General features: G+C 62.9%; 16 protein-coding genes. 7 read left to right on the top strand and 9 right to left on the bottom strand.

The genetic code is table 11. The features are described from left to right. The first annotated feature begins 3 nt into the window (after positions 1 to 3). The 4 genes from HYE77_RS07665 to HYE77_RS07680 are packed head-to-tail and all read left to right on the top strand — an operon-like array spanning position 4 to position 3,207. Positions 4 to 888 (top strand): metal ABC transporter substrate-binding protein, encoded by an 885-nt coding sequence (locus HYE77_RS07665; protein WP_003213485.1) that lies wholly within the window; start codon positions 4 to 6, stop codon positions 886 to 888. Further along, complete coding sequence (gene hisI / locus HYE77_RS07670) at positions 885 to 1,310, top strand: phosphoribosyl-AMP cyclohydrolase (RefSeq protein WP_177068626.1); 426 nt, start codon at positions 885 to 887, stop codon at positions 1,308 to 1,310. The genes HYE77_RS07665 and hisI overlap by 4 nt, the downstream gene beginning before the upstream one ends. Continuing rightward, positions 1,307 to 1,867 (top strand): DapH/DapD/GlmU-related protein, encoded by a 561-nt coding sequence (locus tag HYE77_RS07675; protein WP_087694587.1) that lies wholly within the window; start codon positions 1,307 to 1,309, stop codon positions 1,865 to 1,867. Before hisI ends, HYE77_RS07675 begins: the two co-directional genes overlap by 4 nt. 2 nt (positions 1,868 to 1,869) lie before the next feature. Further along, the gene (locus tag HYE77_RS07680) at positions 1,870 to 3,207 is read left to right on the top strand and encodes a dihydroorotase (protein WP_177068627.1); all 1,338 of its coding nucleotides are present in this window, start codon (positions 1,870 to 1,872) and stop codon (positions 3,205 to 3,207) included. A gap of 142 nt (positions 3,208 to 3,349) precedes the next feature. Here HYE77_RS07680 and HYE77_RS07685 read toward each other — a convergent pair whose 3' ends face one another. Next, a complete protein-coding gene (locus tag HYE77_RS07685; protein WP_003213494.1) occupies positions 3,350 to 3,871 on the bottom strand; it encodes a DUF3617 domain-containing protein in 522 nt (173 codons plus the stop codon). A 130-nt stretch (positions 3,872 to 4,001) separates the two neighbouring features. Here HYE77_RS07685 and cls point away from each other — a divergent pair, with 130 nt between their 5' ends. Then, positions 4,002 to 5,441 carry a cardiolipin synthase gene (gene cls / locus HYE77_RS07690; protein ID WP_134327562.1) on the top strand — a complete coding sequence of 480 codons (1,440 nt, stop codon included), beginning with the start codon at positions 4,002 to 4,004 and terminating at the stop codon, positions 5,439 to 5,441. A 145-nt stretch (positions 5,442 to 5,586) separates the two neighbouring features. Here cls and cfaB read toward each other — a convergent pair whose 3' ends face one another. The 8 genes from cfaB to hflK (HYE77_RS07730) form a co-directional block, all read right to left on the bottom strand. Continuing rightward, on the bottom strand, positions 5,587 to 6,771 hold the full coding sequence (gene cfaB, locus HYE77_RS07695) for a C17 cyclopropane fatty acid synthase CfaB (RefSeq protein WP_003213498.1): 1,185 nt from the start codon (positions 6,769 to 6,771) through the stop codon (positions 5,587 to 5,589). Between the two features lie 87 nt (positions 6,772 to 6,858). Next, positions 6,859 to 7,644: a DNA-binding domain-containing protein gene (locus tag HYE77_RS07700; RefSeq protein ID WP_177068628.1), complete on the bottom strand. Its 786-nt coding sequence runs from the start codon at positions 7,642 to 7,644 to the stop codon at positions 6,859 to 6,861. Continuing rightward, positions 7,635 to 8,480, bottom strand: a complete 846-nt coding sequence (locus HYE77_RS07705; RefSeq protein WP_177068629.1) for a DUF692 domain-containing protein — start codon at positions 8,478 to 8,480, stop codon at positions 7,635 to 7,637. Before HYE77_RS07705 ends, HYE77_RS07700 begins: the two co-directional genes overlap by 10 nt. 67 nt (positions 8,481 to 8,547) lie before the next feature. Further along, positions 8,548 to 8,799, bottom strand: a complete 252-nt coding sequence (locus HYE77_RS07710; protein WP_003213503.1) for a hypothetical protein — start codon at positions 8,797 to 8,799, stop codon at positions 8,548 to 8,550. Positions 8,800 to 8,906: 107 nt separating this feature from the next. Further along, on the bottom strand, positions 8,907 to 10,802 hold the full coding sequence (locus HYE77_RS07715; RefSeq protein WP_177009030.1) for a cation-translocating P-type ATPase: 1,896 nt from the start codon (positions 10,800 to 10,802) through the stop codon (positions 8,907 to 8,909). Then, positions 10,799 to 11,833 (bottom strand): protease modulator HflK, encoded by a 1,035-nt coding sequence (gene hflK / locus HYE77_RS07720; RefSeq protein ID WP_003213508.1) that lies wholly within the window; start codon positions 11,831 to 11,833, stop codon positions 10,799 to 10,801. The genes HYE77_RS07715 and hflK (HYE77_RS07720) overlap by 4 nt, the downstream gene beginning before the upstream one ends. Then, entirely contained in the window at positions 11,830 to 12,828 is a 999-nt protein-coding gene (hflC, locus tag HYE77_RS07725) for a protease modulator HflC (protein ID WP_173883038.1), read from the bottom strand. Before hflC ends, hflK (HYE77_RS07720) begins: the two co-directional genes overlap by 4 nt. A 9-nt stretch (positions 12,829 to 12,837) precedes the next feature. Next, positions 12,838 to 14,769 carry a protease modulator HflK gene (gene hflK, locus HYE77_RS07730; RefSeq protein ID WP_177068630.1) on the bottom strand — a complete coding sequence of 644 codons (1,932 nt, stop codon included), beginning with the start codon at positions 14,767 to 14,769 and terminating at the stop codon, positions 12,838 to 12,840. Between the two features lie 184 nt (positions 14,770 to 14,953). Here hflK (HYE77_RS07730) and HYE77_RS07735 point away from each other — a divergent pair, with 184 nt between their 5' ends. After that, positions 14,954 to 15,577 (top strand): CDP-alcohol phosphatidyltransferase family protein, encoded by a 624-nt coding sequence (locus HYE77_RS07735; RefSeq protein WP_003213515.1) that lies wholly within the window; start codon positions 14,954 to 14,956, stop codon positions 15,575 to 15,577. 10 nt (positions 15,578 to 15,587) lie between these two features. Beyond that, positions 15,588 to 17,342, top strand: coding sequence for a bifunctional alpha/beta hydrolase/class I SAM-dependent methyltransferase (locus HYE77_RS07740; protein WP_003213517.1), 1,755 nt, complete (start codon positions 15,588 to 15,590; stop codon positions 17,340 to 17,342). Positions 17,343 to 17,344 lie beyond the last annotated feature (2 nt).

The following is a 17,344-nucleotide window of genomic DNA, read 5'->3' on the forward strand; positions in this document are numbered from 1 at the left end:
CCGATGCGCGCTCTACTCGTGCTGTTCAGTGTGTTGCTGCCGCTGTCGTTCGCGACGGCCCAGGCTGCCGACAAGCTTCAGGTGGTTACCAGCTTCAGTATTCTTGACGACATGACCCACCAGGTCGGTGGCGATCATATCCAGATCAGCAACATGGTCGGCCCCGACGCCGACGCCCACACCTACGAACCAACACCAGACGATGCCAAGGCCCTGCTCAAGGCCAAGGTGATCATCAAGAACGGCCTGGGCTTCGAGCCGTGGCTGGATCGCCTGGTCACCAGCACCGAGACCAAGGCCACTGTGGTCACTGCGAGCAAAGGCGTGCTCTCCCACACCATGGAAGAGGACGGCGAAACCATCCCCGACCCGCACGCCTGGCACAACCTGGCCAACACCGTTATCTACGTGAACAACATCACCAAGGCGCTGATCGCTGCCGACCCGGCCAACAAGGCCGACTACGAGCACAACAGCCAGGTGTACCTGAAAGAAATCTACCGCCTGCTGGCTGAAGCCAAGGCCAAGTTTGGCGCGCTGCCACCGGGTAACCGTCGCATCGTCACCTCTCATGACGCCTTCGGCTACCTGGGCCAGGCCTACGGTATCGAGTTCCTGTCGCCTCAAGGTTTGTCCACCGAACGTGAACCGTCGGCCGCCGAAGTCGCCACGCTGATCACCCAGATCCGCAAGGACAAGGTCAAGGCCGTGTTCATGGAAAACATCAAGGACTCGCGTCTGCTCCAGCAGATCGCTGATGAGAGCGGCGCGCAGATCGGCGGCACGCTGTATTCGGACGCCCTGGCCGCAGAAGGTCCGGCCAGCACCTTTACCGGCCTGTTCGAATACAACCTCAACACCCTGTGCGCGGCCCTGAGCAAGCCATGAGCCTGAGCATGCTTGACCTGGAAGAGGCTGCCATCGGCAGCCGCTTTCCACTCGATAGCGTGCTCGACGCCCTGCCGTGGAACAGCGATGGCCTGATCGCCGCCATCGCCCAGCAACACGGCAGCGGCGAAGTGTTGATGCTGGCCTGGATGAACCGCCAGGCCCTCGACGAAACCCTGGCCACCGGGCACGTCTGCTACTGGTCCCGCTCGCGCCAGCAACTGTGGCGCAAGGGCGAAACCTCCGGCCACTGGCAACTGCTGGTGGAGGCCCGCCTGGATTGCGACGGCGACGCGGTATTGCTGATCGTCGACCAGCAAGGCCCGGCCTGCCACACCGGCCGGCCCACCTGCTTCTACAACGCCATCGACGGCCATCACGTAAACATCATCACCGCGCCTCTCAAGGAATCTGACCCATGATCCGCAAGAACCCTTCCGGCGATCTGCCCGTGATTGCCGAATCGGCCTACGTCGACAAAACCGCAATCATCTGCGGCAAGGTGATCATCGGCGAAAACGTATTTGTCGGCCCTTACGCGGTGATCCGCGCCGACGAAGTCGACGCCAACGGTGACATGGACCCGATCACCATCGGTGCCAATTCGAATATCCAGGACGGCGTGGTGATCCACTCCAAATCCGGCGCCGCCGTAACCATCGGCGAGTTCACCTCCATCGCCCACCGCTCCATCGTCCACGGGCCCTGCACCGTTGGTGACCGGGTGTTCATCGGCTTCAACAGCGTGCTGTTCAACTGCGTCGTCGGCGATGGCTGCGTGGTGCGGCACAACTCTGTAGTCGACGGCCGCGATTTGCCCGACGCGTTCTACGTGCCCTCCACCACCCGCATCGGCCCCAACACCGACCTGTCCCAGTTCCCGCCGGTGAGTGTCAGCGCTTCGGAGTTTTCCGAAGATGTGGCACGCACCAACGTCGACCTGGTACTGGGTTACAAAGCCCTGCAAAACGAGTTCTGAGCATGAGCCGCCTGCTGATCCGCAACGCCCGCCTGGTGAACGAAGGCGAGGAATTCGAGGCTGACCTGCTGGTCGCCAATGGCCGTATCGAGAAGATCGCCGGCAGCATCGACAACGCCAACGCCACCGTGGAAATCGACGCCCAAGGCCAGTGGCTGCTGCCGGGAATGATCGACGACCAGGTGCACTTCCGAGAGCCCGGCGCGCCGGACAAAGGCAGCTTCTACAGCGAGTCCCGTGCGGCGGTGGCCGGTGGCATCACCAGTTTCATGGACATGCCCAACACCAACCCGGCGACCCTGAACCTGGATGCCCTGGCCGACAAAAAGCGCCGCGCGGCGCTGCATTCGGTGGCCAACTATGGTTTTCACTTCGGAGTGAGTAACGACAACCTCGACACCGTCGCCGCGCTGGACCCGCGGGAAGTCGCCGGGGTCAAAGTGTTCATGGGTGCGTCTACCGGCAATATGCTGGTGGATGATCCGAAGATCCTCGAGCGTCTGTTCGCCGAGGTGCCGACCATTCTCCTGGCCCACTGCGAGCACACCCCCAGCATCCTGGCCCGCGAGCAAAGGATGCGCGAGCGTTTCGGTGAGCACATTCCTGCCGTAGCACACCCGCTGATCCGCGATGCCGAGGCCTGCTATCGCTCCTCGTCCCTGGCGGTGGAACTGGCCAAGCGGCACGGCACGCGCCTGCATGTGTTGCACATCACCAGCGCCCGAGAGTTGGTGCTGTTCGAAGACAAACCCCTGGCGCAAAAACGCATCACGGCGGAAGTCTGCCTGCATCACCTCTTGTTCGATGACCGCGACTACGCCCGCCTCGGCCACCAGATCAAATGCAACCCGGCGATCAAGACACGCACCGACCGCAACGCCTTGCGCCTGGCATTGTTGAGTGATCGTCTGGATGTAATTGGCAGTGACCATGCGCCGCACACCTGGGCGCAAAAACAACTGCCCTATCGCGAAGCGCCGTCAGGCTTGCCGCTGGTGCAACACGCCCTGCCGGCGCTGCTGGAATTGGTCGCCGACGGCCTGCTGCCGCTGACCACGCTGGTGGCGAAAACCAGCCATCGGGTCGCGGACCTGTTTGCGATCCCCGACCGTGGCTACCTGCGCGAAGGCTATTGGGCCGACCTGGTGCTGATCCAACCCGAGCCTCACGGTAAGCCCGTCAGCAGCCAGCCGATCCTGGCCCGCTGCGGCTGGACGCCGTTTGCCGGGCGCAGCTTCCGGCACAGCGTCAGCACCACGCTTGTGTCCGGCCACCTGGCCTGGCACGACGGGCGCGTGCACGACAGTTGCCAGGGGTTGCCGCTGCATTTCCAGCGTTGAAGAGACTCTGTACCTGGCAATCCAATCAAATGTGGGAGCGGGCTTGCTCGCGAATGCGGTGGGTCAGCCAATACACCTGTGACTGATTCACCGCATTCGCGAGCAAGCCCGCTCCCACATTTTGATCGGGGTATGTCTTAGGTTAAGCGCGGGGTTTGACCGTGCCGCAGTTGCTGCCCAACCACTGCGCGTGGGTGTCCAGGCTGCCCTTCTGCTGTACGCCGGTGGCGTTGAAGGTACCGTTAACCGTAGTGGTGAATTCCTGCTGGCTCTGGAACGTCGCCACGCCAGTGCCCTGGGCTTTCGGGCAGCTGAAACGGAATTTCCATTGGTTGCCGGTCTTGTCCGTCACTTCCTGCTTGCAACCCGATTGCGGGTCGGTCAGCGGGATGGAATCGGACGCCACCTGGGCCGGGGTCAGGCACACCTGCACGCCTTTGCCGGCCATGGTGATGCCTTGCTTCTCAAGCATCGCGCGTTGTTCCGGGGTCATCTGTTGCTTGAGCTGACCGAGGATCAGCGACAAGTCCGGCAGGTCCTGGTTATCGACCTTCATGTTGCTGGTGGTCAACTCCCACAAGCCCGGCGCCAACATCTGCGCTTGCGCCGCCACAGGCAGCGTCAAACCAACAACCATGGCCAAACCAAGCAGACGAGCATTCATCGGGTAACTCCTGGGCAATTGTCGGCGTTAGACGCCGCAAAAGCGCCAGTGTTGCACAGCAAATAAAATAGCGACATTCGTGGCCGAACATGGTCTGTTAGGCACTTGTTCGTCAGGAGTACCGTTGTCCATGGATTTCTTTGGCCCGCACCTGCTCGCCTATTTCATTGCCACCCTGCATTTTCTGGGCACCCTCGCCGCCATCCATGCGGTGCTGACCGTCAGGACCGCCCAAGGCTCGATTGCCTGGGCATTGTCGCTGATGTTCATCCCCTACCTGACGCTGATTCCCTACCTGATCTTTGGCCGGAGCACTTTCGACGCCTACATTCAGGCGCGGCGCCAGGCCAACCAGGAAATGCACAAGGCGATCACCGAGCTGAACTGGCGCCCATGGGTTGAAGAGGCATTGGCCGCGCGCAACTCCCAGGCCTACGCTTCGCTACGGGCCATGCCCAAGCTGGGGCGCATGCCGTGCCTGGCGAATAATCAGGTGCGTTTGCTGATCAATGGCGAGGCTACGTTCAGCGCGATTTTCGAGGCGATTCGCTCGGCAAAGACCGCTGTGCTGTTCCAGTTCTTCATCATTCATGACGACGAACTCGGCCGCCAACTGCACACCTTGCTCAAGGAAAAAGCCGCCGAAGGCGTAGCCATTTTCGTGCTGTACGACCGTATCGGCAGCCATGCCCTGCCCCATCGTTATGTGCAGTCACTGCGGGACGCCGGAGTGCAGGTCAAGGCATTCGCCACCCGCAGTGGCTGGCTCAACCGCTTCCAGGTCAACTTTCGCAACCATCGCAAGATCGTGGTGGTCGACGGCATTACCGGGTTTGTCGGCGGGCATAACGTCGGCGATGAGTACCTGGGCAAGAAACCGCCGCTGGCGCCGTGGCGTGACACCCATGTGCAAGTCAGCGGCCCGGTAGTGGCGTGCTTGCAGGAGTCGTTTGCCGAGGACTGGTTCTGGGCCGCGCGGGAGTTGCCGCCGCTGCTGCTGCCGGATACCTACCCGGACGACGGCGTGCTCTGCCAGTTGCTGGCCAGCGGCCCGGCGGACCCCTATGAAACCTGCTCGCTGTTTTTCGTCGAGGCCATTCATGCGGCCACCGAGCGGGTGTGGATCACCAGCCCGTATTTCATTCCCGATGAGGCGGTGTTTGCGGCTTTGAGGTTGGCGGTATTGCGCGGTGTCGACGTGCGTCTGCTGCTGCCGTCACGGCCGGATCACCGCATCGTCTACGCCGCTTCCAGCCTGTATGCGATCGAAGCCGTGCGCGCCGGGGTGCGGGTATTCCGCTATACGCCAGGGTTCCTGCATCAGAAAGTGGTGTTGGTCGACCGTGAAATCAGCGCCATCGGCAGTGCGAACCTGGATAACCGCTCGTTCCGGCTGAATTTCGAAGTGATGTTGCTGACGGTAGATGACACTTTCGCCAGCCAGGTGGAGCACATGCTGCTGGAAGACTTCGCCCTGGCCCATGAAATCAGCCAGGAAGAAAACCGCCAGACCCACCGCCTGCAACAATTGGGCATGCGGATCGCGCGGCTGATTTCTCCAATCTTGTAAGGCTTGCACCGAACCCAATGTGGGAGCGGGCTTGCTCGCGAAAGCGGAGTGTCAGTCACTGAATGTGTTTCTGATACAACGCCTTCGCGAGCAAGCCCGCTCCCACACAAGCCCGCTCCCACATTCAGATCACCGGTACCATTGCTTACTGGTACAGGTCATCCCGCGTCCACGGCAGCTCATGGCTACCATCGGCATGGGGTTTCACCGCCAGAATCTGATGCAGGTTGATCCAGCCCCGGGCAAACGCATACGCACAGCCGGCCAGGTACAGGCGCCAAATGCGCAAGGCTTGCTCCGGCACCATCTTGCCCGCCGCTTCCAGGTTGTCTTCGAGGCGCTCGCTCCAGTGATCCAGCGTGCGCGCGTAATGCAGGCGCAGGCTTTCGACGTCGACTACTTCCAGGCCCACGTCGCTGATCTCGGCGGTCATCATCGACAGATGCGGCAACTCGCCGTTGGGGAACACATAACGCTCGATAAAATCCCCGGCGCCACGGCCCACGGGCCGGCCATCAATGTGCTTGGCGGTAATCCCGTGGTTCATCACCAGGCCGCCCTCACGCACCGCGCCGTAGAGAATCTTGCAGTACTCCGCCAGGTTGGCGTGGCCAACGTGTTCAAACATCCCCACGCTCACCACCTTGTCGAACCGGCCATCCTGAGGCAAGTCGCGGTAGTCGAGCAGCGTCAGCTCTACCTGGTCTTCCAGGCCTTCGGCCTTCACCCGCTCCTGGGCCAGCGCCAGCTGTTCCTTGCTCAGGGTGATACCGAACACCTTGACCCCGAATTCCCGCGCGGCATACCGCGCCAGCCCACCCCAACCGCAGCCCACGTCGAGCAAATACTCCCCCGGCTGCAGCCGCAATTTGCGGCACAGGTGGCGGAATTTGTCTTGTTGGGCTTGATCAAGGGATTCGCTGCCGGTTTCGAAATACCCACAGGAATAGGCCATGTCGCGGTCCAGCCACAGCTGGTAGAACTCGTTGGACAGGTCGTAATGGTAGGAAATAGCCGCTGCGTCGGTGGCCTTGTCGTGGATCGAGCGCACCGGACGACTCCCCTCGTCGTCATCAACCAGGGCATGACTCAACTCGTCAACGACCCTGATCACTTCGGAAATGGAGCCTTCCAGCTCCAGTTTGCCCTCGACGAAAGCTTCGCCCAGTGAGTCGAGCGTCGGATGGCTGAGCGTTGAAACCATCATGGGGTCCTTGACCACAATGGTGACGCTGGGATCCGGGCCCAGGTTGAATTCATGGCCGTCCCAGAGTCGAAGACGCAGCGGTAGCTTGAGATTCTGTAAGGCCGGTGGAAGTTGCGCGAGCATGAGTAGTCCCCCCTTGTTTCAGACGTCTGAAATGAGGGTAGACCATCCACGGAAAAATTAGCAGGCTATCGAAACAATAGCGCTTTTCTATGGTGCCCGCCGCTGGAGCAAACCCTCCTGGACCCACTGTTTCAGCCAGGTAACCGCTTGCAATGGCGCGCCCTCCTGGTAAGTGACTGCCAACTCGGCACACAGTTCGGAAAAACTCCAACCGTTGGCGACCATGCCTGTCAGCGCGCAGGCTTGCGCCGGTTCAACGCTGCGGTATTGGCAGACATTCTGATGGCGCCAGACCAGGCACACCTGCGCCAATGGCAGGGCTTCGCTGCCGGGAAAGTCCCACTCGCCCTTGCTCGCACGCCAGATGCCCAGGCTGTTGAAATCACACAGCACCTGCTGCACCGACGGCACCAACTGCACCTGCAGCCCTGGCCAGTCTTCGGGCGGCAGCGTTGCCATGTCTTGCAGGGTCAACGGCTCGCCCTGCGGTGCATCAAAGGCCAGGGTGAATGCCCATTCGAGCCGCGCCAGCTCGGCAGGCGCCAAACCTTGCTTGCCATAATGCTCAACGATAAACCCGGGGAACCGCTCGCCAAACCAGCGCAGGCTGTAATGGGCCGAGGGATAACGGCAGATATAGGCCGAACCCAACGCTGCAAACTCCTCGTCCCCCAGCCAATACCAGACGGCGCTGAAGTCATCGCGCAGCACCTCCTGCAATCGGGCGTAATAGGCGTTGTGGTAAATCGCCAGGCCCGTCTCGACATCCAGGGTCGGGCCGCCGATCAAGGTGGCGCTGAAGCTGTTGCTGGCAGTGGAAGACTCGGCCAGCAAATGCCGCTCAAAGGCCAATTGCCAATCGATCAGGCGCATAACGCTCTCCTGTCCAGCGCGCTCGCGCCCAGTTCGCGGGCCTTGTTCAACTCGTCGAGCAGCTCCTGGAAAGGCGGGAAATGGTCATCGCGTTCGAGCAAGGTCGAGACTGGCCCGAGGTGCTCCAGGGTCCGCTGGTACAGCGCCCACACCGGATCGCATACCGGATGGTCATGGGTGTCGATCACGTAGTCGCCGTAATCCATATGCCCGGCCAGGTGCAGTTGGCGGATGCTTTCGGGCGGCAGGTTGCGGATAAATTCCCAGGCGTCGAACCCGTGATTGCGCGAGCTGACGTAGACGTTATTCACGTCCAGCAGCAACTGGCAGCCGGTGAGGTGGCTCAGGGCGTTGAGAAATTCCCACTCGGTAAACTCATCCGCCTTGGAACGCACGTAGCTGGAGACGTTTTCCAGCACGAACGGGCGCTGCAACACATCCTGCACCTGCCGTACGCGAGCGGCGACGTGGTACAGGCTTTCTTCGGTGTAGGGCAGCGGCAGCAGGTCATGCAACTGGTGCGCGTTGCCACGGCTCCAGCACAGGTGATCGGAAATCCACGCCGGCCGGATGCGCTCGGAGAGCTGCTTGAGTTGTTTCAGGTAATCGCTATCGAGGGCATGGGGCCCGCCGATTGAAAGGGACACACCGTGCATCACCAGGGGATAACGCTCGGCTATCGCATCCAGGTAGTACAAGGCCTTGCCGCCCTGCACCAGATAATTCTCGGAGATCACTTCGAACCAATCCACGGCCGGCGATTGTTCAAGGATCTGCTGGTAGTACTCGCTGCGTAGACCCAGGCCGTAACCCAGACTCGGAAGGGAAGCGGGCATAAAAACACTCCTGGGGAAAGTGTCCGCAGCGGAGGGGGTGCCCGCTGCGGTTGCACTCAGTTGTCGGTTATTCGCCGACTTTGCCGCCTTTCTGATCGCACATCGCCTTGCTCATCGACAGGAAGCCCTGGCCTTTGCAAGAACCCATGCCTTTGCAGGCGTGGTCTTTGGTTTTGCAGTCGTTCTGGCCTTTGCAGGCGTTGACGCCATAGCAATGGACCTGGGCGTCTGCTGCCTGTACCTGAGTGGCAACACCGGCAAACATGCCAGCAGCGGCGATAGCGAGGGCGGCACCAGCAGCAGCGGATTTGATGTTCATTGTGTATTCCTCATGATCGGTAGTGGAGCCGGTCTGAACGGATTGTTCAGTCTCGACATAGCACTAGAGTGAGGTCCCCCCATGGCGTTACAGCGCGACTGAAAAATTTATTCCTCGAGTTTCAATAGCGGCTCCTGGAACCGCAACAGACGCCCCGCATTGCCCAGCACCAGCAGCGTACTGAGGTTGTGCAGCACCGCCGCAATCATCGCTCCCGCCGCGCCCAGCCAGCCAAATGCGGCGAACACCACGATCGCCAGCGTCCAGCCCAGACCGATGATCACGTTAACCTGCAACGTGTGCCGGCACTGGCGACTCAAGCGCACACAGGTGCCCAGGCGCCGCAGGTCGCTGCCGATCAGCACCACGTCCGCCGATGCCAGCGCGATATCCGCCCCGCCCGCGCCCATCGCCACACCGACCACACCCGCCTTGAGCGCCAACGAATCGTTGATCCCGTCGCCCACCACCATCGGCCGGAAACCGCTGCCGATTTCCCCCAGCACGCGGTTGAGTTTGTCCTCCGGCAAAGCCTGGGCTTCGACGTCGCTGATGCCCACTTCCAACGCCAGGCTATCGGCCACGCTCTGGCGGTCGCCGGTCAGCAGCAGTTGGCGACCCAGGCCCAATTCACGCAGCTCTTTCATCGCCTGGCGCGCTTCAGGTTTCACGCTGTCCGCCAGCAACAGCCAGGCAAGGAACTGCCCGTTCAACGCAAGCCCGGCAATCGGGCCGTCGTGATTGGGGACCGCCGTGGTCGTGATGCCCAGTTGCTCAAACAATTCCGGCCGGCCGAGGGCGGCTTCGCCCTGCCCGGTCTGCGCGACGACACCGAGGCCCTGGCGCTCGCGAATATCCGACAACACCAGCATCTGCTCTTGAGTCGCCAGCCCCGCCAATGCCCGGCTGACCGGGTGGCTGCTGGCCGAACCGAGGCTGGCCGCCAGGTTGAGCAGCACTTGCCGATCCGGCTCGCGGGTGTCGATGGACTGCAAACGCAGGGTGCCAAACGTCAGGGTGCCGGTCTTGTCGACCACCAGCGACGTCAGGTCCGCCAGCTCTTCGAGAAACGCAGAGCTGCGAATCAGAATGCCGTGACGCGCCGCCACCGCAATGCCCGCAATCGCCGTGGCCGGCGCCGACAACACCAAAGCACACGGGCACGCCGCCACCAGCACCGCGAGCATCGCCTGGGCGTCGTTGGTGACAAACCAGGTGACCGCCGCCAGCAACAACACCAGCACCATGTAGCTGCCGGCGTAGCGCTCCAGCAATCGGGTGATCGGCGGCTTGGAACGTTCGGCGCTCTGCATCAGGGCGATGACTTTACCCAGCGTCGACTCATTGCCGGTGCGGGTCACTTCCAGGCGCAGCAAACCGTCGAGGTTGATCGCGCCACCAAACACCTGCACGCCGATACTCGCTTCCAGCGGCACCGATTCACCGGTAATTGGCGCGGTGTCCAGGCTGGCCTGGCCCGAAAGCACCACGCCGTCGGCGGGCACGCGGTCACCGGCGCGCACTTCGACGATATCGCCGGTCTTCAGGATGCCGTTGTCCACTTCCAGGATCGTCCCGTCCGCCTGCACCAACCGTGCGTGGCTACGGGTCAGCTTGCCCAGGGCATGAATCGCTTCCTGGGAGCCGATGACGCTGCGCTCTTCCAGCACATGGCCGAAGATCATGATGATCGGCAGCAGCGCGGCGGTCAGCAGGTCACCGGTAGCCCAGGCGCCGAGCATCGCCAGCGCAATGAGTTGGTCGGTGATGCCATGCAAACTTGGATACCGCAGGCTGTACCAGGCCGAGCGCATCACGGGCACGGCCACCAGCAATGAGGCGACGCCCAACAGCAGTTGGCTCACGCCGGTCTGGTCCGGCGCCAGCCAGCGCCATACCAGGCCCAGGCTGAGCAGGCCTAGGGCGAGCATCGCCAGGGTCAGTTGCCGGGCGGCGCTGCGTTGTTCGGCCGATGAGAGCATCGGGGCTGCGTGGGCGGTCATTGTTCGGCTCCCTGAATGATCAGGCGGGAATCGTCTTTAGGGTCAACCGTGGTCACGGAGCCGGCCTGCCCGAGAATCTTCGGCAGGCGTTCGCGGTACAGGCGCAGCAACAGGCCTGGGTCTTGGACCTGGGCCAGGCTGGCGACGGTAGCGGTTTGCGCCTGGGCGTTGGACAGCCGTTCGCTGGCCTGGGCGTGAGCCACTTGCACGGCGCGGTCGGCGTCCTGATTGGCGGTCTGGGTAAGTTTTTCGGCGTCGGTGCGCGCATTGGCCACCGCCTTGTCGGCTTGCTGGCTGGCGGTCAGCACTGCGTTGAAGGCATTGACCGCCGGGCCCGGCAAGCTCGATTGCACGTCGACCCGGGTGACTTCGATGCCCAGGCCAAGGCCGGTGGACGCCAGGTCAGCCAGGCGTTGATTGATGCCGCGCACCAGGTCGCCACGCAGCCGTTCGCGGCGTTCGGCGGCCTGGTTGTCGGCGCCGATCAACTCGGGGCGCGCCACCAGAATCGTGTCCAGATCCCGCGCCGCAGTCAGCACCACAGCGCTGCGAGTGACCAGTCGATCCAGCGCCGGCAGCACGTGATCGCCCTGCAACACAAACGCATAGGGTTCGGTAACCTTGTAGAAGACCCGCACATCCAGCTGCACCACGCCGGCATCGCCGGTCAGCAGGTAACCGGAGCCGGCCAGGGCATCGCTCAGCGGCGTGGCAAAACTGGCCACGCGATCGGCTTGGGTGGCCGCATCGGAACGCAGCAGGTTTTCCACCCGGCGCTCAATCACCCGGTCCGCGGCGGGCAACAGCACCACTTGTTCAAACGGACGCGGCCAGGCCAGCAGCAGCCCGGCATTCTGGATCCGGTCCAGCGCGCCGAAGTGCAACACCACGGCGCGGTTCTGCGGGTCGATCTGGCGCACGTTGGAAAACGCCCACGCCAGCGCGGCCAATACCGTCACCGCATACAGCGCCAGGAACGTCAGCCGTCCAGCCTGGATCCACGGGCTGTCGAGGCTTTCCCGCTCACTCATGGCTGGACATCCTTCGGCCCATCCACCAGCGCGCGGAAAGGCGCGGCGTCGGTGCGCAGGATGATCTTGGTGCCCGGCGTGACCACTGTGCCAAGGGTGTCGAGGGAACGCAGCAGGTTGTACAACTGCGGATTGCCGGCGTAGGCATGGCCATAAATCTGCGCGGCTTCGACCCGGGATTGCGCTTCGATGTCGGCGGCTTTCACCGTGGCGTCGGCCTGGACGATCCGCGCATCACGCTCGGCGGCCGAACGAATCTGCGCCGCTTCACGCTTGCCCACGGCGGTTCGTTCCGTGGCGATGGTCTCGCGCTCGGCGCGCATGCGGTCGACGGTGGCGGCCAGGGTCACCGAGGGCAAGGTCAGCCGTTCAACGCCCACCTGCACCACACGCACGCCATAGGTGGTGAGCAATTGTTGATCAATCTGCTGGCGCAACTGCGCTTCAAAATCGGCAATGCGCACCTGGCTGGCATCGGTGTTCACCAGGTTGGCCAGGTCGAAACTGGCGGCGGTGGTTTCCAGCGCCGAGCCGACAAAGGTGCGAATCTGCCGCGCCGCTTCATCCGGCTGGTTCTGCACCGCGCGCATAAAGCGCTGCACATTGTCGGGGTCGCCCTGCACCTGCCAGGCCACGTAGGCCTGCACGATGATCCGCAGGCCATCGCGGGTGCCCACATCCTGCAAACCGCTGGAGGTGGTGCGCAGGCGCAGGTCCACCGGAATCGCCGCCTCGAACGGCGCCGGCCAGCGCCATCCCAGGCCCGGCTCCAGCAATACCCGCGACGGGTTGCCGAAGCGAGTAATCACCGTGGCTTCACCGGAACGCACCTGCACCAGGCTCGCCGCGGCGACCGCGAACAGCACCAGCAACACCGCCCAGCCCATACGCCGCCAGGGGAACGGGCCGGCTTCGTGCTCATCGCCATGATGGTGATGATGGTGGCCGTGGTGGTGACCATGGCCTGCGTGATCGTGAGAATGAGCGCTCAACAGATGAACTCCTTATTGAACGGCTTTACGCGGCACCGCAGGGTCGGCCGGTAAGGTAAAGGAACGCAGATCGATGGTCGGTGCGCCACTGGCGCCCAGGCGATGATCAAGAATGAGTAACTTGGCGTGGGCCAGGCCCTGGCTCAGTTGGCTCAGGTACTGCTCCAGCACGAAGGCCTGGCCGGCTTGTTGATAGGCCTTTTGTTCGGCGCTGAAGCGCAGGTCCGCCGCTTGGGCGCCGGCGCTGACTTCATGGGCCGTGGCCTGGGCTTGGTCACGGGCGGTACTGGCTTGCAGCAACGCCTGGTTGGTCTGCTCACTGGCAGCGCCGCGCTCCCGGGAAATCAGCGCCTGGGCGCCGATCTGCGCAGCTTGCACCGCGTGGTAGGCATTCGCCGCACCGGAGGGCGGGTGAATGGCTTCCACCACGGTGGCGAGAATTTCCACGCCGCTGTCGAGTGTCTTCAGGTCCGCTTGCACCGCCTGGCCAATTTCATCGGCGAGGCTGTTGCGTTCCTCACCCAGCAACTCATCAAGGGTTCGCGAGGCAAACTCGTGGACGAGGATGCGGCTGGCGGTGCTGCGGATCAGCGTGGGCACACCGGCGCTGTTATAGGTGGCGGCGAGTGCGGCCTGGTCGGTCAAGCCGATGCGGTACACGAAGCGCACGTCCATATTGACGATCTGGAAGCTCTGCTTGTCGCCGCTGCTGCTGGCGATCACCTGGGATTTGTCATTTACATGGCTGGCGTCCCACAGGCGGTTGGCGATCAGCGGCGCCGGGCCCTCGGCCGGAGCGACGTCGGTGTTTGCCGCTTCGCCAACGCTGGTGGCCAGTTCATGGACCACGCCGTTTTCCACGTTCAGTACGCGACCCAGCGGCCACGGCAAACCGGCATGCAGGCCAGGCCCGAAGACCTCCACCGGCTTGCCAAAGCGTTCATAGATCCCACGGCTTTGCAGGGCGACTTCATGCACGCCGGTCAGCAACCAGCCTACGGCCAGCACCACCACCAGCACTGGCAGGAATGCCCGGCGCATATAGGTGAAGGCCCAGATCTGCCGCAGGTCGATGCCGAAACGGTTGTGCAGTTCGTGCTGCAAGGCGAGCAACGGTTGCGGCGGCCAGCGCAGCATCCCGGCGATAAAACTTTGCGCCATCAGGCGCGGTTCAAGCCGCCCCTGGCGCGGGCTGAACAGCGACAGCAGGCCTCTTAGCAGAAACTCCAGCGCCACCAGGGCCGGCAACAGGCCGACCAACACGGCCAGGCGCAAGGGCCACACGGACTCTTCACCGGCAAACAGCAGACAAATCGCACTGATCACCAGGCAGATAATCGCCACCCGGCTCAGTTGCGCCAGTTGCACCGCTTCCGGCCATTGGGCGGTGCTTTCCTGGGCCATGCGCCGTTCAAACACCAGCAAGCCGAACGCCAGTGCCAAGGCAATGGCGGCGCCCACACTGGCAGCCTGGCCCAGCGCCGCGGCGGGCAAGGTCAAGCTCCAGAATTCCAGAACGCTGAAGAATGCCAGCAACGACCAGCCGCACAGCCAGAACACCGGTGCGCCAATCTGCACCAGCAAGCCGTTACCGACGCGACCGAACTGCCGGTTTAGCCAGCCAGGTTCTTCTTGTGGCAGCGGCGGTTCGATCAGCCGTGCAGCCGGCTCCTCCAGCGCCATGGCCCGCCAATCCGCGACCCACCACGCCGATTGCAAGCCAGCCACCAGCACCAGCAACGCCGAGGCGCAGTTGATCAGCACCACCGGCCAGATCGACAGCGGGGCGAACAGCGCCACAAACAGCGCCAGCATCCAGCCGCCGACCGCCAGCACCGTCAGGCCAATGCCGGCCTGCCTTAACCGGCGGGCATGAAACAACCCCTGCTGAAAACGCGGCAGCCCTTCGATGGCCACGTCATCAGCGTCTAGATCCACTCGCATCCCCAAACGCCCACCCAGAAACAATTAGTTACTCTATAACCCGAAGCGTGAAATTTTTGTTTGGTTTCACACAGATAGTGACGAAAGCCCCAGAAACCCGAGCCATCACTGGTTTCAGCGGTGATAAATCGGCACACTCCCCAGAGTTTTTCGCGGGCTTACGGACAAGGAAGCGTCACTCCCCATGATTTCGATCTATCAGCTTAAACCGCGTTTTCAGAACCTGCTGCGCCCGCTGGTGCAGCGCCTCTACGACAACGGCACCACCGCCAACCAGATCACCGTGCTGGCCGGGGTGGTTTCCCTGCTGGTGGGATTGCTGATTGCCGGCTTCGCACAACATGTGTGGCTGTTTGCGCTGATCCCGCTGTGGATGATCCTGCGCATGGCCCTCAATGCCATCGACGGCATGCTCGCCCGGGAATTCGGCCAGCAATCGCGACTCGGCGCCTACCTCAATGAACTGTGCGACGTGATCGCCGACAGCGCACTGATCCTGCCGTTTGCGCTGATCCCCGAGGTCAGCCTGGCGCCGGTGTTGCTGGTGACGCTGCTGGCGGTGTTCAGCGAATACGCCGGCGTGCTCGGGCCGATGGTCGGGGCTTCCCGGCGCTACGACGGCCCGATGGGCAAGAGCGATCGGGCATTTGTGCTCGGGGTGCTGGCCACCGGCGTAGCGCTGGGTTGGCTGGGTGCCGGTTGGGTCGAAGCGGTGATGTGGCTGGTCGCCGCCTTGCTGGCCTACACCCTGGTCAACCGCGTGCGCCAAGGCTTGAAAGAAGAAACGAACACCTCCCCTTCTGCATAAGGATTTTGCGATGCGTGAACAGCAAGAGCACACCTTCAGCACCCATGACGGGGTGGAGCTTTTCTACCGTCATTGGCCCGCCACCGCACCCGCGGGCTTTGCGCCGCGCAAGGCGATCTTGCTGTTCCATCGCGGCCACGAGCATTCCGGTCGTATCGCCCACCTGGTGGACGAGCTGAACCTGCCGGAGTTCGACTTCTTCGCCTGGGACGCCCGTGGCCACGGCCAATCCCCCGGCGCGCGCGGCGACAGCCCGAGCTTCGCCACCAGCGCGCGGGACGTGCAGACTTTCGTTGACCATATCCGCAGCGCCTACAACATCGAGGAAGAACACCTCGCAGTGATCGCCCAAAGCGTCGGCGCGGTGATCGCGGCCACTTGGGTGCACGACTACGCGCCGAAGATTCGCTCGCTGGTACTCGCCTCCCCCGCATTCAAGGTCAAGCTCTACGTGCCCTTCGCCCGGCCGGGCCTGGCGTTGATGCGCAAGTTTCGCGGCAACTTTTTCGTCAACAGCTACGTCAAGGCCAAGTTCCTGAGCCATGACCCGGAGCGCGTGGCGTCCTACGACAGTGATCCGCTGATCACCAAAGCCATTTCCGTGAATGTGCTGCTGGGCCTGTACGAAGCGGCCGACCGGGTTGTAGCCGATGCCCAGGCAATTCAGGTACCGACCCAACTGCTGATCTCCGGCTCGGACTTTGTGGTGCACCGCAAACCCCAGCAGCAGTTTTTCGACCGCCTCGGCAGCTTGAAGAAAGAGCTGCACATCCTCCCCGGCTTCTTCCACGACACCCTCGGTGAACGTGATCGTGCCGTGGCCTTGAGCAGCGCCCGGCGCTTTATCCTGCAGAACTTCGAACACCCGCTGGACCGCGCCTCCTTGCTGGATGCCGACAGGATTGGCCTGACCTGCGCCGAATCCGAGTCCCTCGCCGCGCCGTTGCCACGCAACTCCCTGCGCGACCTGTACTGGCGCATGACCCGCGCCAGCATGGGCCTGGGCAGCAAACTGTCGGATGGCGTGAAGCTCGGTTTCGACACCGGCTTCGACTCCGGCAGCACCCTGGACTACGTATACCGCAACAAACCCACCGGCAAAGGCGGGCTGGGGCGGATGATCGACACCAACTACCTGAACTCCATCGGCTGGCGCGGTATTCGTCAGCGCAAGTTGAACGTGGAAGAACTGCTGCGCCTGGCGATGGCCAAGCTGCGGGACGAGCAGCGGGAAGTGCGCATCGTCGACATCGCCGCCGGGCATGGTCGGTACATTCTGGAAGCCTTGCAGGGCGTTTCGCCGTTGCCGGAATCGATCCTGCTGCGGGACTACAGCGATATCAACGTGCGCGACGGTGGCGCGCTGATTCGTGAAAAAGGGCTGGGGGATATCGCCCAGTTCGTCAAAGGCGATGCGTTTGACCGGGCGGACCTTGCGGCGCTGGAACCCAAGCCGACGCTGGCGGTGGTGTCCGGGCTATATGAACTGTTCGCGGATAACGCGATGGTCGGTGGCTCGCTCGCGGGCTTGGCCGAAGCCGTGGAGCCCGGTGGTTATCTGGTGTACACCGGCCAACCGTGGCATCCGCAACTGGAACTGATCGCCCGCGCCCTCACCAGCCACCGCCAGGGCCAGGCCTGGGTAATGCGCCGGCGCAGCCAGGCGGAAATGGATCAACTGGTGGCAGCCGCCGGTTTCCGCAAGATCACCCAACGCGTGGATGAGTGGGGGATTTTCAGCGTGTCCCTGGCACAGCGAGCCTGACC

Origin of the sequence: Pseudomonas sp. IPO3774, from assembly GCF_013386835.1 — a bacterium.
In the GTDB taxonomy this organism is placed as follows: Bacteria; Pseudomonadota; Gammaproteobacteria; order Pseudomonadales; family Pseudomonadaceae; genus Aquipseudomonas.